Consider the following 20,106-nt stretch of genomic DNA (forward strand, 5'->3'; position numbering starts at 1 on the left):
CTGATCGATAGGATTTCAATAGAGCTGAATTCAATGGTAAGACGCTCATTCTCCATTATTCTCGTTACCTAACGATCGATCGGACACAACCGACGAGTACTGGTGAGTAATTAGAGCACATTCTACGGCTGGATATAGCTGTTTCAGAAGCCTTTGCTCAGAGATCGAGAGGAGTGTACGCCCGAACTCGGGAGTCAGGTAGGCAAGTAAAAGAGCCGAAAATCAGATGTTTGACGATAAACAAGTAGTGGATCACAGCCGTGGATTTAACAAAGCACGACGGCTTGCTGGCAGCCGTCTACCAGACCGATGATGGAGGAGACTGGATCGTTCGACCACTCCATCACATCGAAGACGAGCCCATCATCCGACCCATCGGGGAACGTGATTTATATCTCGGAAACTGGCGTGCCGCCGATCCAGCGTATCACGATCGGACATTTGACCACGTTCTGTCGGCCACTTCCAGCACTCCGCCCATGACGACGCATCACTGTCCGCTCACCGATGGCCCTGATAATGAATGGAGGGCCTTCGAGCGGGCTGTCGATACCGCGAGGCAGCTCTATCAGCGAGACGGATCGCTCTTGATTCACTGTACAGCTGGGATCTCTCGGAGTAGCACGCTCATTGCGACGACGATTGCCGCTGAGGAAGATCGCCAGCTCCACGATGCACTATCAATCGTCAAACAGGTTCGGCCAATGGCGAATCCGAATCCCGCACTGCATGAATGGGCGGTGATATATCTGGCAACCCAAGAGTGATCAACGGATGTTGCTAGTCAAACCGGTATGTGCTAGTCGGATTGAATCCTGGTAGCCTATGCTCCGTATCATTGTAGCGTTCACACGATGCGGTTTTGCATCGCATCAAGGTCCCCAGCGACGAATGTACGATAGTTCTGGGCGATGATGGCAGCACTCCGTTCCATGTAATGTGGCGTCAATCCGGCCATGTGTGGCGTAACGATAACATTTGAGAGCTTCCACAGCGGCGAGTCCGCCGGTAAGGGCTCAGTTGAGAATACATCGAGTGCGGCCCCACGAATCCATCCGTACTGTAGGGCATGGATTAGCGTTTCTTCGTCGACTACGTCACCGCGTGCGATATTGATGAGAACACCCCACTCGTTCATCGTCTGCAGTTCCTCGCGGCCGATGAGCCCACGCGTCTCGTCGGTGAGGGGACAGGCAAGCACCACGTAGTCTGCTCGGAGCAAGAGTTCATACAGTCCCTCGGGACCGAACAATTCATCGACACAGTCACCACCTGTGTCTGGATTGCGCTTAATCCCGAGTGTCTGTATGCCGATTGCGCTGGCGAGTTCCGCGATGCGCTGACCGATCGCACCAACACCGACAATACCGAGTGTTGCATCGGCGAGCTCGCCCACCGTGTAGCGTTCCCAGACGGCCCGCTGTTGCTGTCTGATACCCGTGTGAATCCCGCGCTCGAACGCGAACATGTACCCGAGCACCTGCTCTGCGATGGGCTGGGCGTGGATCCCAGAGACTGTCGTGAGCATCGCATCGGCAGCAGCGATCGCATCCACATCGTAGGTATTGACGCCAGCACTCAACGCCTGAACCCATTGGAGTTCTTCGGCGCACGCAAGCAGGTCGTCAGGCAGACCGAACGCCACAACGATCGGTGCTGTTTCGATCGCGGCTCTCGACGCGGGTGGCGTGGAGGCATGCTCGATTGTGACATCCGGGAGCTCTGTGGTAAGTACCGAACGCAATGGTGCCACCCATTCGCTGCTCACCGTGTATGGAAGCAAGATCGGTGGTTTATCGTCCATGTGTGATGGTATTTGCCCGGGACTGTATACTCTCGGAGAAAAAGACTCGTGAATATTTCACCTGTACAGAGCCTGTATCAGCGGGAGAGACGGTCAGAAGATGTCGAAAACACATGAAGCTCTACCAAGAACGTGTCAAGATTCTTCTCCAGCCTGACTACATGCGTTGAGAAACTCAGTCAACTATCTCACCATAGCCTGCATTGAGGTTTTTGCATCATATTGTCTTCCATGTTTACAGAGTGCAAATGACAGTCACGGACTGACGAACATACTACCGCACCTCGAAGGTATATCGAATACCCAGCCCACTAAACCCAATAATGTAAGTTGGCAGGACTACATGAGGTCAATATGTAATGGACAGGGAACACAGCGCAGAGATTTCAGATAGAAGTCCCTCTCGTCGACGTGTTCTTACTTCATTAGTTGGAATCGTAGCAACTGGTCTCAATAATTGGTTTCGAGGAGATTATCATCAAGATATAAGCCCTTCTGCAAACAGTAACAAATCAATGAAGGGAGGGGAATACGCCGTCCCCACGCGATCTACAGGAGAGCAGCGATTAGCATATGTAACGCTACCTGGACTATCGACAGCGTCACTGCTTGCTAATCTGCCGTATTTGATGAACGGATCAAGTACGTTGAGACCAATTATCTTGATGGATATCCATGATTATAACCGACTTCAGGCAGTAGCGCTAAAGGAAACAGACTCCCCCTGGAATCAGAGTCTCGCAATGGCCTATGGGCATCTCCTTCGGCGAGGAGTGGTTCAACTCATTGATTACGGGGAATTTTACACGAACCACACTCAGAAGAAAATCCTCAAACAAAATCAGGAAGTTCTCGAAAAAGTGCCCAATGATGTTCAAAAGCGCGCTGCAATAGGAGCAGCCCAAGGCAGGATTAACTACCAACGCGGAGAGTACCAAGAATCGTTTCGTGAGAATCTTGGTGAAGACTTAGAAGTTTTCATCGGTGGTCGAAAAACTGAGAAAAAGAGGCGACGCAAGCTGAAACGGGGCAGTGCTGACCCGTTTGAGTGGAATGAACAGATATTCAATCAATATGCTGCCGCTCTTGAAGTCCGTGGTGTGGCAGATGAGATCTTCGACCACCTCAATGTGAAATATGTCATTGGGGAGGGAGAGTCTATGATAATCGACAAAGATGGCCTTGCGGAAAGGGCATCCCATCTTCCAGACCGATCTCATATTGAGAAGCTCCCTCCTAAGGAACTCAAATATACTCGTGAAATTTTCGAGACAGTTGGCCAGTTGGCCGTTGAGAGCACTGGTGTTCAACACGATGACTGGACACTACTTGCCCCGACGCTAGCCATACCACAGTACAATAATATATTTAATATATCTGCAATACATAATGAAGTAGAAGGAGGACTAAATTCGGAGAAGCTTTCAAAAGAGGTGGCAGATGTCGTCACTCGTCTTGAAAACCAGACAGGGAACGGCCCGGATCCGACCTCCACAGTTGATTGGTTAATGGAAAGTGACATCATGCCATTCACTGCCGGTCAGCAACAGAGGCAATGCCTCACCAAAATGACCACCTATGCGACGACCCTATCGCAGTACTCAGATGCACTCCGTCCCTTAGTTAGAGATAATAGAGTATCACATGTAGCTGGGCTAATCGGAGCCAGTATTGTCAGTGATCCATCTCCTTACGATGATCTTGACGCTCTTTATCAACAGGGTGAAGATTTGATTAGGCGACTTGATCCACCCTCAGTCAATATGGAGCAACTCACGGCGATTCGGAGACGGAAACAAGGATGGGACGAGTCGCTTGATTGGTACGAAATGACCGACAGAATGCGCTGACATCTCTTCCATTGTCGTACAGCTATCTGTGTTGTAGCTCTAACATGCCAGATATGTCCGAGCTCGTAGAAGCCAACGGATAGAGCCCAGATTCTGTTTGGACCATCCAATCCAACACTAACTCCGTCTCCCCATTATATTCAGTAGCTAGTTGATTGACACTGGCGGCGAGTTCTTCAATCGTCATCCTTGCTGTAAGTGGCAGTATGGGTCCTGACCATTCTTTTTCCGTATCAGCGGAAGAGTGTAAGGTATATACGGGTATGATACTTGGGTGCTCTGAGATATCGTTCTGTTCGATGGCGGATTGTCTCCCCTCACGAGACCCTTCCGATACGATCTGTTGGGGCGTATTTTGTGGACCGTCTGACCGGCCAGATTCACGACCTGGTATCGATGGAGAAGCGATATAATCATCTAAATTCCCCGTGGTAGTTTCAGTATCAGTTATCGCGATCCCCGTGTCTCTACCACTATCAACCCTGTCTTGTTTCTTGAGATATTGTATTAGTTCATTCCATAAACAAGCATGCTGATGTCCCTTATGGAGCAGTGTGACTTTCCCTCCCTCGAAACGGGCAGCATCAGTGTCATTGAAGCGAAGTTTGACGGTCCTACGGATTTCTTCCGTAGTTGTACTTTTTTCCAAATCATCGTATCGACTCTCGACATCACGTACAATATCGTCGAATCTAACCGGTTCAGGTGTGCCAAGAGGACCGTCAATCCCACTTCGTTCATGCAACGAATCAAGAATGAGATAAGGTCTTATGACTTGTGAGTCGTGCAAAGGGGTGAGAAACGCGTCGACAGTATCTCTGTCAGTTTCATTATCCCAGGTGGTGGATCGCAGCTTATGATCACATCGACGAGACAGATCATTGACCAGACTGATAACCTGCTTTCCAGTACTCGTAACAATGTAATACTTCCCACGTTTTCCTGTGAGGGGAGGGGTAAGACCGCCTAGCGACTGGAGATATGATGAGATTGTGGATTGAGGACGTCCAATTAGGTCGGCGATATCTCCCTGGGTCTGTATATCGTTGTCGTGGATAACGACCAGCAATCCCAATCGAGAAGGGCTCAGTGCTTGCAGGATATTCGAAGCTGTGATAAGGATTGAAGTTGGTCGATTTTCATGATTTGATGTAGACATAAACCAATCGTGTCACCTTGACTCAACTTGTTTCGGTCAAGGGCTCATGTCCTATTGAATCCCATTGGATATGTAATTTAGTCTCATCAGGTCCGATATTCCAACACTAACCCAATATTTATGTGGGTGTGAGTTGGATATAGAAAAGACGTTAGATGAGCACGAGCTCATATGCGATGATCATCCAGAGAAATGGAGATCACCCGAGTGCGAATCTGACAGGATCCCTCGGGCAATCGATGCGGCGCTGAACCGCTCAGCGCGTACATAGCCGTTCATGCCCCCCGATCTAAAGGTTGACGGCCTTTCGGCGGGCTTCTGGGTCCCTAGCCCAAGCGGCTGCGAACGCGCTACGGTGCGGTGTCGCTGAGGTTGGTGCATTTCTGTCGACACACAACTATGCTGAAGACACACCAACGTGCGACAACGCAAGCATTGGTTGACGACTACCTTGAGGGTGACGCTCCTCACATCGACACCCAAGAGGGTGACAATACTCGCCCAAAGGAGACGTTCGAACGACCGGTGAACGTTCACCCGGACGTTGATCCCTCACAAGAGGTTTTTCGCAGCGATCGTCGGTATCACACCTGCGTGTGCGGTATTCCAGGCTGTCCAGAAGCCCGTGATCTCTCTCGAACCTCGATTGCAGTCTGTGCGAGACTTGGGATCGATCCCTGTGAGAAATGCGACCCTGTCGATTATCGAATCGAGAAAGACGAGCTCCAGAACGCGACCCTGGAGGACTTTCGATGATCGCTGGCACCCCCCGCATTCTCGATCGCGACGGAACGCGCGTGCTCGTCGACGCGAACGGTGACAAACTCGTCTGTCGGCGACTGTCCCCGTATGCGCACGGCTGCTACCATCGTGTCGATCTTGAGCGCTACGCCTGCGATAAAACCGTCAAACCCCGATGTGGGCACGTCACTGGCCACGATGACACCCACTGGGTGCTTCGACGGCACGCCGTACTGGCACAAACGTGGGATGGCTGTCTGTATAGCGGGTGCTACGGAAACAACGAGGCGACAGCCACTGGTGAGACCGGTCCACAACTTGCGGCGGCACTCGCGGACATGTCTGTGACGGAATTCGAGGCGGCCGTCACTGACCAGTCCGTCGATCGCTCAGGTGGTGAACAAGCGTGACGCCGGAGCAAGCGCTCGAACGCTGTCGAGCCGCTGGCTTTTCCGAGGGAACGTGGTGTTGTGATGTCCGGGCTGGGCGCTGTCAGCTCGAAACCCTGTCGCGACAGATCGTGACGTTCACGACAGAACACGGCCAGACGCTGGCGATTGGTGACGCCACGGATCTGTACGACAGTTATCAGAACGGAGGAATCCAGCCAGTAGATCACACACCATGACTGGCAGCACCCACCGTCAGCTGAACGGCGGACAAACCGAGGGACAGTTCCTGGTTTGTCGACCGTCACGAAGAGGGACGGCCCTCACGGCAGATAGCCGACACAGACGACACTCACAGCGTCAAGAAACCACAGAACAACCGCCGGAGGTTTCGGGTGTAACAGCACCCATTGCACCTCTGGCGGTCACTAAGCATCTGTGGTATCTTGCTCAGCGGTTATAATGATTGGGTCTCGGGAGCTATTGCACTGGCTCACCGGATCTAATCGTTCTGCGCACGCTGGGCGGCTCTGAAAGTGAGTCGACGCGCCAGCAGGCGTGTCTATGCACGACACACACGAGACAGAGATACCCACACACATCCATCCGGCGGCGAACACGACGAAGAGCACTCCCGGTAGTGCGACAACGACCACCGGGCAAGAACAGCCTGAGCGAGGCGAATCCGACAAGTCAGCGGTCGGCAGCAGCACCGAAGCCATCACGACATCCTTTCAGGAGCGCACAGCAGCCGACGAGTCGAATCTCACGCTCACCACGCCCGAGACGTTGCCCGCCGACGTCGACGTACGCGTGCGTGAGCCGGATACTGGAGCGACCGATCTCTGGAAGACCCTCTGGCAGATCGACCGCTTACACACCCGTTTTCGCGATGCGCTAGACACGCTGACTGGTGAAACGTACCAGTCGGCGTGGGCGACACTCGTCGAAGACGGGGGTGTGACGGCCCCTGCGAGCACACCAGCACCGAGCTACGCAGAATACCTTCTGGATGGATTGAAGCGCCCAACAGACGCGACGTGGTTCGATAGCCTGCGTGTGACCCGCCAGCTTGGTGGGAGCACACCATTCGGGAATACGGAGCGGGCAGACATCATCAACGGCCCTGTGGCGATCTTCGCTGCGTGCGACGTAACGCCACGGATCGCAATCCATCTCTCTCACGACTTTTTCGAGCACAAGCGCATCCAGCGCGTGCGATTGCTCGACTTCCTCGTTGAGCTGGGTCGGGGAATGGATGTCCGAATTGTTTGTCACGGCAGTCTCGTACCGAAGAAGCTCCTTCGCCTGCACGAGGCGGATCTGCCGAGCCGCTGTGTAACTGAGGCCCCACAGCCGTACCATGACGCAGCGAAGCAGGCTGGCGCAGCACCACGGGAGGTTGCCGAGGCTGCACTCGCGGATCTCGGCCTCGATCACCCGGCGATTTCGGTGCTCGAACGACTCTCTGAGGAATCCAGCGAACGGCTCGCGTACGGTGCGCTCAAAGCTGATACCGCGTTTTCCGTCTCCGAGGCGGCAGTCGGCAAACGGGTGCGCACGCTCATCGAGTATCGCTTGGTCAGTAAGGATCAGTTCAATACGACGAACTATATCCAGTTGCTTCCAGCGGGGACACGCTTTTTGGACCGACGCGAGCAGGAACTGGACGCCCAAGACGTACAAACGGTCCTTGACGGATTTGCAGCCACAGAAACCGACGATGCAGCGACTGAGACGGGCGATTCAGTTGATCTAACTGACCCCCCAAAACACTCCCACGGAACCGTGTACACCGGCGCAAGCACGAGAGGGGAGTCTGGTGGGGATGGCCCAGTGAGTACAGAGGAGTCGCTTGCCGTTGCTGGTGTGGACGATGACGTTGTTGCCTCTGGAGCGTGGTTATCGCTCGATCAGCAAACGGCCGTATCGAGTGCTGTCTCGGGTGATCTCGATATAGCCCTCGCTGATGAAGCCGCTCCGACTCGCGATCACTGTGGAGACTATGCTGTTGGGTTCAATGAAACGGATAACGAGATCGTGGTCTCCCTCCAACCGTCGCCGCTGGCTGCTCGGACAGTGACTCGGTTGTGCGCTGCCTTACTGGACCCCCGCCTCCTGAACACGCTGTTGACGCCGGAGCGGTTGGACGGTGAGGACGGCGAGGATCTTGGAACACTGCTGGACGACGCGGTGAGTCCGGCGGTCCTTCGAGCCGCACGCCAGCTCGGCTGGCTCCCCGATCAGGCTGCGACGGGTGAGGACTATCCAGACCAGCTCATCGCGGCGATGAAGACACTCTTCTCCGACGTTGATGACATCGGTAGTGGGGAGGACTTTGATCCCGAGTTGGCTCGCTCGGTGTGTCGGCGCGGCCAGGGACTCGCTGGGACGATCACACACATCTACGACCTCCTCGGATGGGACGTGGTCCGCGAACTCACGTTTCCGGAGTATTCGCGCCACTTCCATGAGGATCGCTCGACACACCTGCAGACGCTCGCAACACAGGTGGCAATCACGTCACGGTACGGGCATTATCCGATGTCACGGATCGTCTATGAGGAGCGCGCCGACAAACGCGAGGGCTCGCTCGGTGCGCCTTCCGTCGACGATATCGATCCGTCGGGTGATCTCATCGGCTCGTGGGTGCTTCGTGGTCCCGGAATCGATCGATTGGCGAGCAATCTCGCCCATCTCGAAGCGTATGCCAACCTGGATGTCCAGGACGAGGGTGTGAATTTCGCGGCCTTTTACACGGATATCCAGATCGGGCAAGCCACTCGCTTAGAGAGTGTTCGAGAGACGGTCCGACGGCTCTGTCACATGAAGCAGTTGGAGCCGACGCGTCCGGCAACGGCACTGCTCTACGCCCTCACTGGCAGCATCTACGAGACGGTGAACGCGCTGTCGGGCTTAGCAGCGGAGACCGACCCGAGCCGCCGGACGATCACGCTCGACGAGATCCGCTACGCATTGGCCACACTCGATCCCGAGGCCCTACTCCCCGAGCTCGATGCGGATGAGGAAGGTACGCGGCGGAAATCAGCCCGGTCGAAGTTGCTCTATTCACTCTTGACAGCGGGTGAACCCTTAGCACAGGGTGAGTGGGCTGGCCAAGCAGGAGTCTCGACCGAATCGATCCGGACGCATCGCGACGATCTCGCCGCACTCGGCCTGCTGGAGATCGACGATCGTGGGACGGGGAGGGCGACGTACTACCGGCTCCGGCTGCCGTTCAGAGACGAACGTGGCGATGAGGACGCCCCTCGACCAGCCCATCTCATGGCTCCGGAAAACGAGTCACAGCCTCGATCGATTCGGGATGTGCTCTGTGACCTGCTTGAGGCGCGAGGGCTGTTTGAGGAGGCGCTCAACGATCAAGCGATCTCAGATGGGCTTGTCGGGTGGCCGCCGACGCTTGAGCCAGCGCTCGAGCGCTGGCCGTGGTTACGACCGTGGTGCGACGTGATCGCTCGGTTGCTCGGCGTCGAGGGCGGCGGGAGTCTTCGTGGACCCGATGACTGGATTGAGGGACCGTATGAGCTGACGAGTCGATTCGGGAGCGAGCCAACGATGAGACAGGCACAACTGTCGGCATAGAATGGAATTCAGCAGCGAGCAGCGGTTGAGGATGCTGTGCGTATCGTTGTATTTCCTATTGTGGTTGAGGCTCCGTAAGCCAGCGATCGAACCATAGTCATGGGTACGGCCGTACTGCGATGTGATTGCTCGGCTCCTCGAAAGATATAGTATTACTACTCCGGTGAATAGTCTGTATATATTATAAATAATAGCATAGAACAAATATATAAATATTGGAAAATAAATATATCATATGGGTTCATGAGCGATACTACTAGAATTGACGATCTCGTCGTACTGGGACGTGCTGCCCCTGAACCAATATCAGATGGTCGCCACACCGTCTGTCTCGGGGGGTATTCGGAAGAAGTTGGATACGTTCGCTTGTACCCGACGCAAAAGCGGATGACCCAATGCAGGCGCTGGAATGTCGTGTCTGTGCTAGTTGAGCATGCTAAACCCGATGACCATCGGAAAGAGAGTTACAAAATACAGGGCTCAAAAGAGAATTGGGATCAGCTCCATACGAAAATCAAAAAAGTCGGCCGATTGAGTAAAGCCGAACGAATCCAGTTGGTAGATCAATTGGCCGGTGATTGTACTGGTCGGTTGAACGAGACCCATACGAGTCTTGGGATGGTCAAACCGTTCGAAATCATCGATTATTCACTTGAAGAACGAGACGATCCAACGTATCAGGTAACTCTCGACGGAAGACGGCAAGAGGGGAAGAACGAGTATCCGCACAAGCTCTACCTCACCTATCGCTGTGAGGAGTGTGCAATCAAGGGTCCTCATCGACAGCACTGCATTGAGTGGGGCATCTACCGGTATTGGGATAAGTACGACGACCCCGAAGGAGTGTGTGATGCACTCAAGCTTACGGATTCTCGATATCAACACTACTTCTTCGTTGGAAACCTTCGTCATCAACCAACTGCATACATTGTCATTAGTGATCTTCGTTTCAGCGAGAAAGACATGCTGAACGCTGGTATATCAGTCGACGATCAGTCGAGCCTTGATGATTGGTGAATAAAAAAACACTACGAACTACAGCAGTTTAATAAGCAACCCGCTGCCAGATATACATAATGACACACAGCAACTCAGCAGGAACTGTCGGACCGATCATCTTCGCAGATACTACCGCCCGGCGTCAGTTGCTTCAAGAGGGGGAGGTCGTGACCCTCCGAAAGACAACGCGGACCACAGGTGAGACCTGGTGGCGAGAATCACGACTCGGACCGAAGCAGGGTGATGTCCTCGTCACCGAGATTGGGACGGTGGATCCGAAGCAGGAGGAATCTCTCGCCGAATACCGTGAATTGAGTGGGTTTGAGAGTGTTAGAAAGTGGCAGGCTGCAATCCAGAAACTCAACGGTTCTCTTCCGGATACCGGTCATCTCTATCGTGTCGTCACACGGGAGTAACGATCCTCTGCTTGAGGTATGAGATCAATAGTACCGTGTGTGGTAGCGTCGGATATTCGACGAGCGATTTTCAGAGTCTTTCCTCAACGCCCTCTGGTACCTCTTGTGAGCGCTCGATGTGCTCTCGGGGCGACTCGGCGGCTCAGCGTCCACCATATCGGAACTCACGCCCAGTGCGTACGCAGTGATAACTACGACGAGCTGTGCTCTACTCACGAGCATAGCGCTGATGAGGACAAATCAGCGGATTCCTACGAAACTGAACAGAGGTGACCAGAACCCACTTGCACAGCTGTGTCGATCGACTCACGATCAGTCATATCGTACTGGACGACAAATGTATTCCAACCAGCCAGACACACGCGGTCAGCTGCTTCCTTTACCGGTTGTATCACTGTAAACAATATTCTTGATAATTGTCGATTCAGCGCGATGAAGCACCCGGCTCACGGTTCCCTTTGTTACCTCAAGACCTGTTGCGAGCTCAGTAATTGAACACTCACGCGGTGTCTCGTAATAGCCACGGTCGACCGCTTCATCAAGTACTTCCCGTTGGCGCTTGGTGAGTCGATCTATTGGATCTGATGGCGAACCAATCGAGATGACCTGATATGTGACACCAGCCGACTCCAACTCATCTTTGAACTGGGATATATTCTCATCCGAAGCAGTGAACGTAGCAAAGATCCAGCCATCATGAAGAACGAGAGGAGTCTTGACGAGGTTATTGGAGGCACGTGCCGCGCGGGACGGTGCTGGCTCATCGATCAGACACCGAATGAGGACCACCGTTTCACCAGTATGTAGAATCTCATACGAATGCAATTCCGTCAGTTCGTCGAACGACTCGACGAGGGACACGGGATTCATTGTCTGTATTTCAAAAAGGACGCTCATGAGCGCCCCCTCCTCGATCCTATACGAATCTAGCAGCTGGAACTCAATGTCCGGATGGTCACGTGAAACGGCGGCTATATCTTCGTTAGATGGTTTGAGTTTCAGCTCCACCTCAGGCATACGCTTTATCACTGGTCACCAGTATATGAGCGGTTCGACTTATTGCAACATGTTTTGATCAAATCTTATCGCTCCTCTCCAAGATACATCCAAGCGATAACGATGAACCCCATCTCAGACGCAAAAGGTACCGAATTATCGCGGCAGGGAGCTGTCGAGCTGTCTATTAGAGGAGAACTCCGTCAAGCTGGCACCTTTACCTGTCTCGTGCTGACCATTTCCAATGAGATTTTCTATACATCTAATGAGTGAAAAATCACAACTGACAGCAACCCCTACCACCAGAAAGCTGCAGATCGCTATCGCTTTAAGCTCGGTGATCTTCACCATCGGCACCACGTTGCAAAATTTTGTCATTATCAATACATCGTTTATTGAGACCATGATGCGGATAGAAAACATCGCAGATCCAACTGGTGCGGCCCCTAGCTTTACAATCTGGTTCCGGATCGTCGGCTGCCTCTACATCCTCGGCAACGCAATAGGCATCTTAGCTCTACGAAGCCAATCACGACTTCTCTGGTGGACAGTATTTACGGTGAACATCACCCAAGCTTTTGGCTTCGTTCTGATTCCTTCCTCGATGTGGTCGGCTGCCACTGCCACATATGGCGTTTGGGGCATCCTGCCGAGTCTGATCACTGACGGTGGGGCAATTGTCTTAGTACTAGTGATGATTCTCTCCATGGTGAAGTACCGTAGTCCGTGGGCTCAGCACCGTTTGTCACAATAGTGGCGCTTTCTGTTTAGGATAGCACGAATCTTCTACTGCTACGGTGTCGTCTTCCGAGACGGTCGGACGCATCAGCAATCAATGGCACCAACGCTGAGCGACGAGAACACGGTTGCCTCGATCTTCCGGAGGTGTTCGCCGACGATTGTCTCGGGCTAGGCCGGTCGCCATCGCAATCTCGTTGTGGGTCGTTTCACGGGACGTGTGTGAGGCCATCGACGCTCGCCGACGACATCCGGTTGTGGCCACCACCAAGTAAAAATAGTGCCATGTGACTGTACAGCCCAAGAGCACACAAATACAGTCCTGAGACTGTTCACACAATGACGATTGGCTCTGGTCTAAGACACTGGAACGGTCAATCAGGGCAGTATCGTGCTCAACGAAGCGTGAAATCCAGTGAACAATTCTGCTGATCGGTGATATCGGCGTTGGCAACCAACAAAACGATGCTCCAAGGACGGGCCGCCACCCAGCCTGCGAAGTGATGGTCGGACTGCAGGGAAATGGGTATGTGGTGACGGCCAACCGGCGTATACCTCGATCGCTTGTCGCCCGCCGCGACAGAAATCGCTATCATCGGGTACGTAAAAGCCGTTCTGAGGCCTTCAATCTCGGTTTGATTACCAGTGTCGTGATCCATCACTTCTCGGGAGGTAGGTCCTCGGCTGGTATCTCCCAGTCAGCGACGTCGGACCACTCAAGCGTCTGAAGCCGGAGATCCTCACCCTTCTCACAGTCATTTGCCTCCGCGAAGAGTGAATACCGGGTGACCACGCAGAAGTGCTCCACTTGCGCTCGGTAGGTACTGTCGAGATCGAGCTCGCGCATGATCCTCGTGGGCGTGGCCCCCGGATATTCGATCGCATACTCGCTCACGCTCGCTGACAGTGGATCAAATGTCTCAGCACCCATATATGCAGGTCAGTCTCGACACCGTATAGCTACTGACGTATATCATCTGTCGCTATACGAATTCCAACATCTCGGCAGAGTATGATTTTCTTCGGACCTTATGTAACAGAGGGTGGATGGGTGGCAGCCACAAGTTACATAAGGCTAAATCCATCAGCGCTCGGTGCCGATCGAGGCGCACACCACCTTCGGAAACGATACAGAAGGAATACCTTCAACATCCGGACGCAAAAGCGCCCAATTTCACGTTTCTCTACAAATGTAAAACACTCGACGACTGCAACCGTTCTCCCCGTTGAATCTGATATCTTCACTGCTCATTTTGATCGAGACAGAGCACATGATTGCATGAATCTCTCTGAGAAGCATGAGGTGGGTGTCTCAGAAACCCCCCCCTTTCTGAGCCACCTCTATTAGTCCTCTGTTCAGTTGTGCCTCTAGTACGTTCAGACGGCGGGCGGATCGACGGGTGTCGCATTGGGGGATGGTACCAGTCTGTCGGCAGGACGTGCCTCCTGACAGAAGTATCCATTGTGGGTATCCTCTCCTCGTCTTCTCCGACATCCCCAACCCACTCAGCGTTCCCCACGGATCAATATAGTAATGAGACACCTCAGCGATCTCCAGATCAGCACGTTCTATATCATATCGCATAAACGTATCCTCAGGAGCATTCGTACGTTCGATCCTCTCTCGGTCGAAGTCGCCTAGCGGCTCGAAACTCGTTCGTGTTAGTTTGTATAGTGTTTTGTTCCTTCGTATGCGACACCAGCACCCGTTCCGAGTACGAGGCCTGCACCAGTATTCCCTGTTGCCGCACCTACCATCATGCCTACTCCTGCACCAATCGCTATCCACATCCCTTCTGGATAGCCGGATTGTTCGTCAGTTGTCTCTTCTGACATGCAGATTCTATGTCGCCCTGTGCGATAACTCTGTGGCTCCCAACAAGGGTACCATGCTCATTCTCTCAACGCTCCAAGCAGCTCTCAATTTCACGAATCTGTACAAATGTGAAACGCAGCCCGACTCACCGCTATGAGATACCTGATTTTTGCACTTCAGCGAAGTATTTTCTATGTTCACGTCTCTCTGTTGCACGAGATCGTTACGAAAAACATGTAAGCCGAGCGACCTCGTGTCGTCACATTCGTTATTGCTCGATCCGCCAGAGTGACACTCCTCACGGTTCTGTATCGAGTAACGCCGAGCGCCGGTCCTGAAATTCCTCCCGCTTCGTCGGGTGCTCGGTCTGCGCAGCGAAATCGATGGCCTCCTCACACCACTCGATCGCCCGTGCGGTCGCACCCTGCTGGTCACAGACATTGATCAATTCGCCAAAGCTATCGAGCGCACAGGGGAAGCTCTCCTCCTCGCGGAAGATGCGGAGCGCCTCCGCAAAGTATTCTCGGGCGAGTGCGAATTCATCACGGGCATGAGCGAGCCGTCCGAGCCGGCGCAAATTCCCCGCCTCGCCGTGACGGTCGCCCAGCTTCCGCTGGAGGATGAGGGATTTATTGTGATACTTTGCGGCAGTCGGTAGATCTCCACGCTGTTTGGCGACCTTTCCGAGATTGGTGAGGGCCGTTGCTTCTGCCTGATGGTTTCCGATCTCCTGAAACAGCGCCAACGACTCCTCATAGTATTCTTTGGCCGTCTCGAACTCGCCTCGTTTTTCGGCGACGAACCCGAGGTTATTGAGACTCGCTGCTTCGCCGTATTGGTCGCCGAGCTCTCGTCTGAGTATCAGTGACTCTTCGTGATATTCCTCGGCCGTCTCGAACTCGCCACGTTGTCTGGCGACAACCCCGAGATTGTTGAGACTCTGTGCCTCGCCATGACAGTCTCCAATCTTCCGTTCGAGTGCCAATGACTCTTCGTGGTAGTCCTCGGCCGTCTCGAACTCGCCACGCTCGTAGGCGACGAGCCCGAGATTGTTGAGACTCTTCGCTTCGCCGTGGCGGTCGCCAATCTTCCGTTCGAGTGCCAGCGACTCTTCGTGGTAGTCCTCGGCTGACTCCAACTCACCCTGTTTTTCGACAACGTTTCCGAGGTTTTTGAGACTCCCCGCTTCTCCGTGACGGTCACCGAGTTCTTGAAACAGCGCCAGAGACTCCTCGTGGTATTCCTTGGCCGTCTCTAACCCGCCACGATTTTTGGCGACGATCCCGAGGTTAGTGAGAGTCTTCGCTTCGCCGTGGCGGTCACCGAGCTCCCGTTTGAGCGCCAGCGACTTCTCGTGGTATTCTTCGGCTGTCTCCAACTCACCACGATCACCGGCGACGTTTCCGAGATTGGTGAGACTCCCCGCTTCCCCGTGACGGTCGTCGAGTTCCCGGTTGAGTGCCAGCGCCTCCTCGTAGTATTCTTCGGCCGTCTCGAACTCTCCACGCTTTCCGGCGATGACTCCGAGATTGTCGAGTGTCTGTGCTTCGCCGTGACGGTCGCCGACCTTCTGAAACAGCGCCAGCGACTCCTCGCAGTAGTCCTCGGCCGTCTCGAACTCGCCACGCTTTCTGGCGACGAGTCCGAGGCTGTGGTGTGTTGTGGCTTGATGTTTGCTGGGTGCGGCGAGTTCGTCCCGTGCTGTGTCAATCAGTCGCTCGGCGCGCTCGAATTCCGCCTGGGCCGCATCTAACGCTCCTCGCTTGCGATGAATCTCCCCGCGTCTGATCAGCCAGTGGAGACGGGCACTGCTCGGACAGGGGTCAGGAAGCGAGACCCCCCACGTTTCGAAGGATCCATATAATACACCGAGTGTCGCCCGATCTGTTCCGATTTTAGCGACCTGCCGGACGAATCGCTCAGCGGTCTCCTCGGGTGTCTCCGTGATAACGGTGAAAGTCTCGGGTGGAGTGCGCACCCAGCGTCGGACCCGCTCCTGCTTTGGTTCCTCATCGATGAGGCGAAAGAGTGCCCTCACACACTGCTCGAAGCGATTGCGAGCAAGGCGTTCGCCAGCGATATCGAGCATGCATTCGAGATAGAGTGCCGACCATTGTGAGTGGGGCATACGAAGGGCTCCTGCGTCCTGTTCGAACATTGACCCTTCGAGAAAGCCAAGTGTGCGCTCGATCCGTTGGTGCTCGGCTCGATCAGCAGCCAGTGCATGGACGAAGGCCGCCTCGACCGGAAGTTCGGCCGCGTTGAGGACGTTGACCATGACGGCGACCGTCTCCGAAAAGGGCTCGTCATCGGCCCACTCCTCGACGGTGGCATACGTCTGGCGCACGTGCCCGTGAAGTGCGGAGACGGGCCGCTCGGTGGCGATCGCCGGGCCTGCCAGCTGATAGGCCACCACCAACGGGCCTCCGATTTCAGCGTCACAAATCTCTTCGAACACCTGTTCACCGGTCCGACCAGTCTTCTCGCCCGTGACCTCCTGATAGTGCTCGATCGCTCGCTGACACTCCCGTTCGTCGAACGGGGGCATGTCGATTCGAGTGAGGTGACGGCGCTGGTTGTCCAGCCGCGTGTGCCCACCCATGAGGCTGTTACTCTCCCAGGTGCCGGTTCTGGCATCAAGCAGCACGACCACTTCTTCAGCCTTGCCGAGTGTATCGAGCACCTCGAAAATCGCGTTGGCATCCGCTCTGGGCGCATCCTCGACAACTACCAGCAGGTCGTCCTCAGCAGCACGGATCGCCTCAATGAGCGTGCCCGGCTCGTCAAAGGTCGTGGTCGACGCACTTTTCCGATACAGCACCGCTCCCCGATCGGGCTCAGCATGCCACTGACAGGCAACCTGCTTGCAGACCGTACTTTTTCCGGAGCCAGCCTCGCCGACCACCACCACATGCTCGCCCGCTGTGAGCTCCTCGTACACCTCCTCCGTGAGCGACACCCGCTCGCCGTCGGATGAGGGTGGCCGTTCACGGGGCAGGGGATAGCTCTCTGCGACCGCTGCGAGCGAAAAACCCGTTCGCCAGGCGGTTTCCGGATTCCCGGGCTCGTGGCGCTCGAAATACAGCGAACCGAGCCGGTTGAACCCTTGATTCTGCAGTGCGGCGCGGTTGCCGCGTAATTCTTGTTCGAGCGCGGTCAGTCGCTCCTCGATGGTATCGGCGATCGCGAGCAACTCCCTGTCTGTGCGCAACGCCAGTTCGTCAGCTAACGGCGTCCCGGCGATCTCCTCGATGAACTGCTGCACCGCGTGTCTGTACCCCGTCGTCACCGCGACTTCGAGCGTCGTCCGCTGAGTGGAGTCCACGTCGAACTCCAGGTCGAGACCCGCCTCAATCGCATCCGTCAGGTGGACGATCGCCGTCTGTCTGTCCTGACTCCACACCGCAAGGGCATCGAGTTCCGCTGCGATGGCCGCCCAGTCCCACTCCTCGACGAGGTGGGACTCGGTCATTCCCGTGTCGGCCACGAGGTCTGTAATGACTGACTCCTTCACGGCCGTCGTAATTGCAGCCGTGATCGCGTCGGCCTCTCGTTCGTACTCCTCTCGGGTGAGCACCTCTCGCGCCTTCGACAGCCCGTCTTTGAGCCCATCGAAGACCGTGTTCGACACAACGCCAATACCGATAGCCTCGATCACTTGTATCTCTCTACTTGTCTAATTTAATACTTATATATTCCCACGATATGACTGGTCCCGGTCCAGACGGCCCTGTGGGGGTGGCCCCCCGTCGAGATCTACCATATATCGCTATAGAAAATCAGATTAACACCTCGTCTGACTGTGGTTCTCTTTGAGCCTTATGTAATGGACGGTGAGTCGATGGCATCCATGAGTTACATAAGGAATCCACCAGCACTCTGCGCTGATCGAGGTGAACACCACCGTCGGAAACGGTGCAAAAGGCTCTGATTTTACGTATCTCTACAACCGTGAGATTGAGCCTATTGCACTGCACAGTCCTCTACGAAATGTGGGCCGTCACGCTATATTTCAAGACAGGTCGTACATTAGAAATCGTAACTAGTCGACTTCAGTCGACATGGGCGGATCGCGATCAAGTGTCCTTCCGCCGCCGGTATATGAATTGAGCTCCGATGAATGCCAGAACGCTGATCACAAGCATCACCGTTCCGATCCCGAAAAAGAGACGCGGGAGGTAGCTGTCCGTCACATCTCGGGCCATCTTATTGTCTGGCCCAATGAGCGCTACTGTGTAGTACGTTCCATTGTGTTCGAAGACGTTGTTCGCCCAGAAAGGAATCGACGACGTGTTGCTTACCGCTGCAATGCCACTGAAATTTCCATTCACCCCTCGCAGCATCTCATTGAAATGGCCCTGGTTTTCGGCTCCCAGATCGTCGTAGTGGATCGCTGTCGCTGTCGTCGTAGTGGAACTATTCTCGATCTGTATGGCTATTCCGGTGGTTTCCTGGGCCTCCGTCATTCCATGACTGATGATTCCAACACCGACGATAAAACAAACGAGTCCGATGAGCTGTAACATCGTCGTTCGAGACGGTAACTTGACCATATCTTGGTCATCATATATGCGATAGAAATATTTTGTGTTATGATCATTCGATTCAGAAGCTATGGCCCACCACTACAGCCAGGATTCTACCGAGTTCGGCTTATTCTCAGGCAGGAATCTCGCTGCAACACACGACCTACTGCACTGGGGTGGCTGTCTCCACGAGATCGTGATAGTAGTCCTGTCCACGATCAGCGAGGCGGGAGATCGTCGCGAGTGAGAGGTCCGTCACTTCGTTGATCGAGCGGTAGGACTCGCCCTCATCGAGCAGCTTGAACGCGTCCATGATCGTCGGCCACTCGTCCGGATCCGGGACAAGCTTCTCTCCAGCCGCATCGAAGCGCGTTCCGAGTGGTGGGCGTCCCTGATAATGGCCCGCTTCCACCCGTTGTTGGGTCTCTCGCTTCGAGCGCTCAATCTCCTTGCGCTTTTCGACATCGTCGGTGGTCGCCTGAATCGCCTGCAACACGTATGCCCAATCCTCGTCGAGATCGACCGCCTCCCCTCGCTCGACCGAATGCAGCTCGACGCCAGCAGTGTCGAGATCGAGGAGCAACCGCAGGCGCTCTTTGCGATCACGAGACAGGCGGGAGTGATCCCGAACCACCACTGCATCAATCTCGTGCTCCTGGACGTACGAGAGCATCCGGGTGTACTCCTCGCGATCGTTGTCGTACCCCGAGGCCCCTTCGCCCTCGTTGTAGATCTCGACGAGCGAGAGGTCTGACTGAGTACAATAGTCGCGGATATCCGTTCGCTGGGTGGCAAGCGAGCGGTCGGACTGCTGTGACAATCGCACGTAGCCGACGGCTGTTCGCTCACTCGTCAACGACCCGCACCTCCAACGCGTGAGCCGACTTCACCGACCACTCGAGACTTTTTCCTTCAAGATCCATTGCTTCGGCCAGTCCTTTCGGAATAGTAACCTTATACTGCTCATTGGCGCCTTTCGAGACCCGTGTTGTCGCCATCTCTGTATAGGCCTATAGTCAGGGCTACTAGTAGGTCTTCTGGAGGGTGTTTCAGAAAGGGGGGTCTCTGA

Annotated in this window: 18 protein-coding genes; 9 read left to right on the forward strand and 9 right to left on the reverse strand. The window is 54.6% G+C overall.

What is annotated here, in order from left to right; genetic code table 11:
* The first annotated feature begins 287 nt into the window (after nt 1–287).
* On the forward strand, nt 288–767 hold the full coding sequence (locus tag MW898_RS22720) for a dual specificity protein phosphatase family protein (protein ID WP_248910588.1): 480 nt from the start codon (nt 288–290) through the stop codon (nt 765–767).
* Between the two features lie 80 nt (nt 768–847).
* Here MW898_RS22720 and MW898_RS22725 read toward each other — a convergent pair whose 3' ends face one another.
* Nucleotides 848–1,804, reverse strand: a complete 957-nt coding sequence (locus tag MW898_RS22725; protein ID WP_248910543.1) for a D-2-hydroxyacid dehydrogenase — start codon at nt 1,802–1,804, stop codon at nt 848–850.
* 665 nt (nt 1,805–2,469) lie between these two features.
* Here MW898_RS22725 and MW898_RS22730 point away from each other — a divergent pair.
* From MW898_RS22730 to MW898_RS22760, 7 genes are all read left to right on the forward strand, one after another.
* Nucleotides 2,470–3,654, forward strand: a complete 1,185-nt coding sequence (locus MW898_RS22730) for a hypothetical protein (RefSeq protein WP_248910544.1) — start codon at nt 2,470–2,472, stop codon at nt 3,652–3,654.
* 1,558 nt (nt 3,655–5,212) lie between these two features.
* On the forward strand, nt 5,213–5,569 hold the full coding sequence (locus MW898_RS22735) for a hypothetical protein (protein WP_248910545.1): 357 nt from the start codon (nt 5,213–5,215) through the stop codon (nt 5,567–5,569).
* Nucleotides 5,566–5,964 carry a hypothetical protein gene (locus tag MW898_RS22740; RefSeq protein ID WP_248910546.1) on the forward strand — a complete coding sequence of 133 codons (399 nt, stop codon included), beginning with the start codon at nt 5,566–5,568 and terminating at the stop codon, nt 5,962–5,964. Before MW898_RS22735 ends, MW898_RS22740 begins: the two co-directional genes overlap by 4 nt.
* Complete coding sequence (locus tag MW898_RS22745) at nt 5,961–6,182, forward strand: hypothetical protein (RefSeq protein ID WP_248910547.1); 222 nt, start codon at nt 5,961–5,963, stop codon at nt 6,180–6,182. The genes MW898_RS22740 and MW898_RS22745 overlap by 4 nt, the downstream gene beginning before the upstream one ends.
* A gap of 325 nt (nt 6,183–6,507) precedes the next feature.
* On the forward strand, nt 6,508–9,546 hold the full coding sequence (locus MW898_RS22750) for a helix-turn-helix domain-containing protein (RefSeq protein ID WP_248910548.1): 3,039 nt from the start codon (nt 6,508–6,510) through the stop codon (nt 9,544–9,546).
* Between the two features lie 243 nt (nt 9,547–9,789).
* The gene (locus tag MW898_RS22755) at nt 9,790–10,563 is read left to right on the forward strand and encodes a DUF8758 domain-containing protein (protein ID WP_248910549.1); all 774 of its coding nucleotides are present in this window, start codon (nt 9,790–9,792) and stop codon (nt 10,561–10,563) included.
* Nucleotides 10,564–10,622: 59 nt separating this feature from the next.
* Entirely contained in the window at nt 10,623–10,961 is a 339-nt protein-coding gene (locus tag MW898_RS22760) for a hypothetical protein (RefSeq protein WP_248910550.1), read from the forward strand.
* Between the two features lie 366 nt (nt 10,962–11,327).
* Here the strand turns inward: MW898_RS22760 and MW898_RS22765 are convergent, their stop codons facing one another.
* Entirely contained in the window at nt 11,328–11,978 is a 651-nt protein-coding gene (locus MW898_RS22765; protein ID WP_248910551.1) for a helix-turn-helix domain-containing protein, read from the reverse strand.
* A 244-nt stretch (nt 11,979–12,222) separates the two neighbouring features.
* Between MW898_RS22765 and MW898_RS22770 the strand changes: the two genes are divergently transcribed.
* Complete coding sequence (locus tag MW898_RS22770) at nt 12,223–12,711, forward strand: hypothetical protein (RefSeq protein ID WP_248910552.1); 489 nt, start codon at nt 12,223–12,225, stop codon at nt 12,709–12,711.
* A 379-nt stretch (nt 12,712–13,090) separates the two neighbouring features.
* Here MW898_RS22770 and MW898_RS22775 read toward each other — a convergent pair whose 3' ends face one another.
* From MW898_RS22775 to MW898_RS22805, 7 genes are all read right to left on the reverse strand, one after another.
* Complete coding sequence (locus MW898_RS22775) at nt 13,091–13,354, reverse strand: hypothetical protein (protein WP_248910553.1); 264 nt, start codon at nt 13,352–13,354, stop codon at nt 13,091–13,093.
* Entirely contained in the window at nt 13,354–13,626 is a 273-nt protein-coding gene (locus tag MW898_RS22780) for a hypothetical protein (protein WP_248910554.1), read from the reverse strand. Before MW898_RS22780 ends, MW898_RS22775 begins: the two co-directional genes overlap by 1 nt.
* 731 nt (nt 13,627–14,357) lie before the next feature.
* Nucleotides 14,358–14,531, reverse strand: a complete 174-nt coding sequence (locus MW898_RS22785; protein ID WP_248910555.1) for a hypothetical protein — start codon at nt 14,529–14,531, stop codon at nt 14,358–14,360.
* A 278-nt stretch (nt 14,532–14,809) separates the two neighbouring features.
* Entirely contained in the window at nt 14,810–18,169 is a 3,360-nt protein-coding gene (locus MW898_RS26135) for a tetratricopeptide repeat protein (protein ID WP_248910556.1), read from the reverse strand.
* Between the two features lie 418 nt (nt 18,170–18,587).
* Nucleotides 18,588–19,064, reverse strand: coding sequence for a hypothetical protein (locus MW898_RS22795; protein ID WP_248910557.1), 477 nt, complete (start codon nt 19,062–19,064; stop codon nt 18,588–18,590).
* Nucleotides 19,065–19,200: 136 nt separating this feature from the next.
* Nucleotides 19,201–19,893, reverse strand: a complete 693-nt coding sequence (locus tag MW898_RS22800; protein ID WP_248910558.1) for a recombinase family protein — start codon at nt 19,891–19,893, stop codon at nt 19,201–19,203.
* On the reverse strand, nt 19,883–20,035 hold the full coding sequence (locus MW898_RS22805; RefSeq protein WP_248910559.1) for a hypothetical protein: 153 nt from the start codon (nt 20,033–20,035) through the stop codon (nt 19,883–19,885). Before MW898_RS22805 ends, MW898_RS22800 begins: the two co-directional genes overlap by 11 nt.
* Nucleotides 20,036–20,106: the final 71 nt, after the last annotated feature.

This window comes from Halocatena marina (assembly GCF_023276375.1).
Classification (GTDB): domain Archaea; phylum Halobacteriota; class Halobacteria; order Halobacteriales; family Haloarculaceae; genus Halocatena; species Halocatena marina.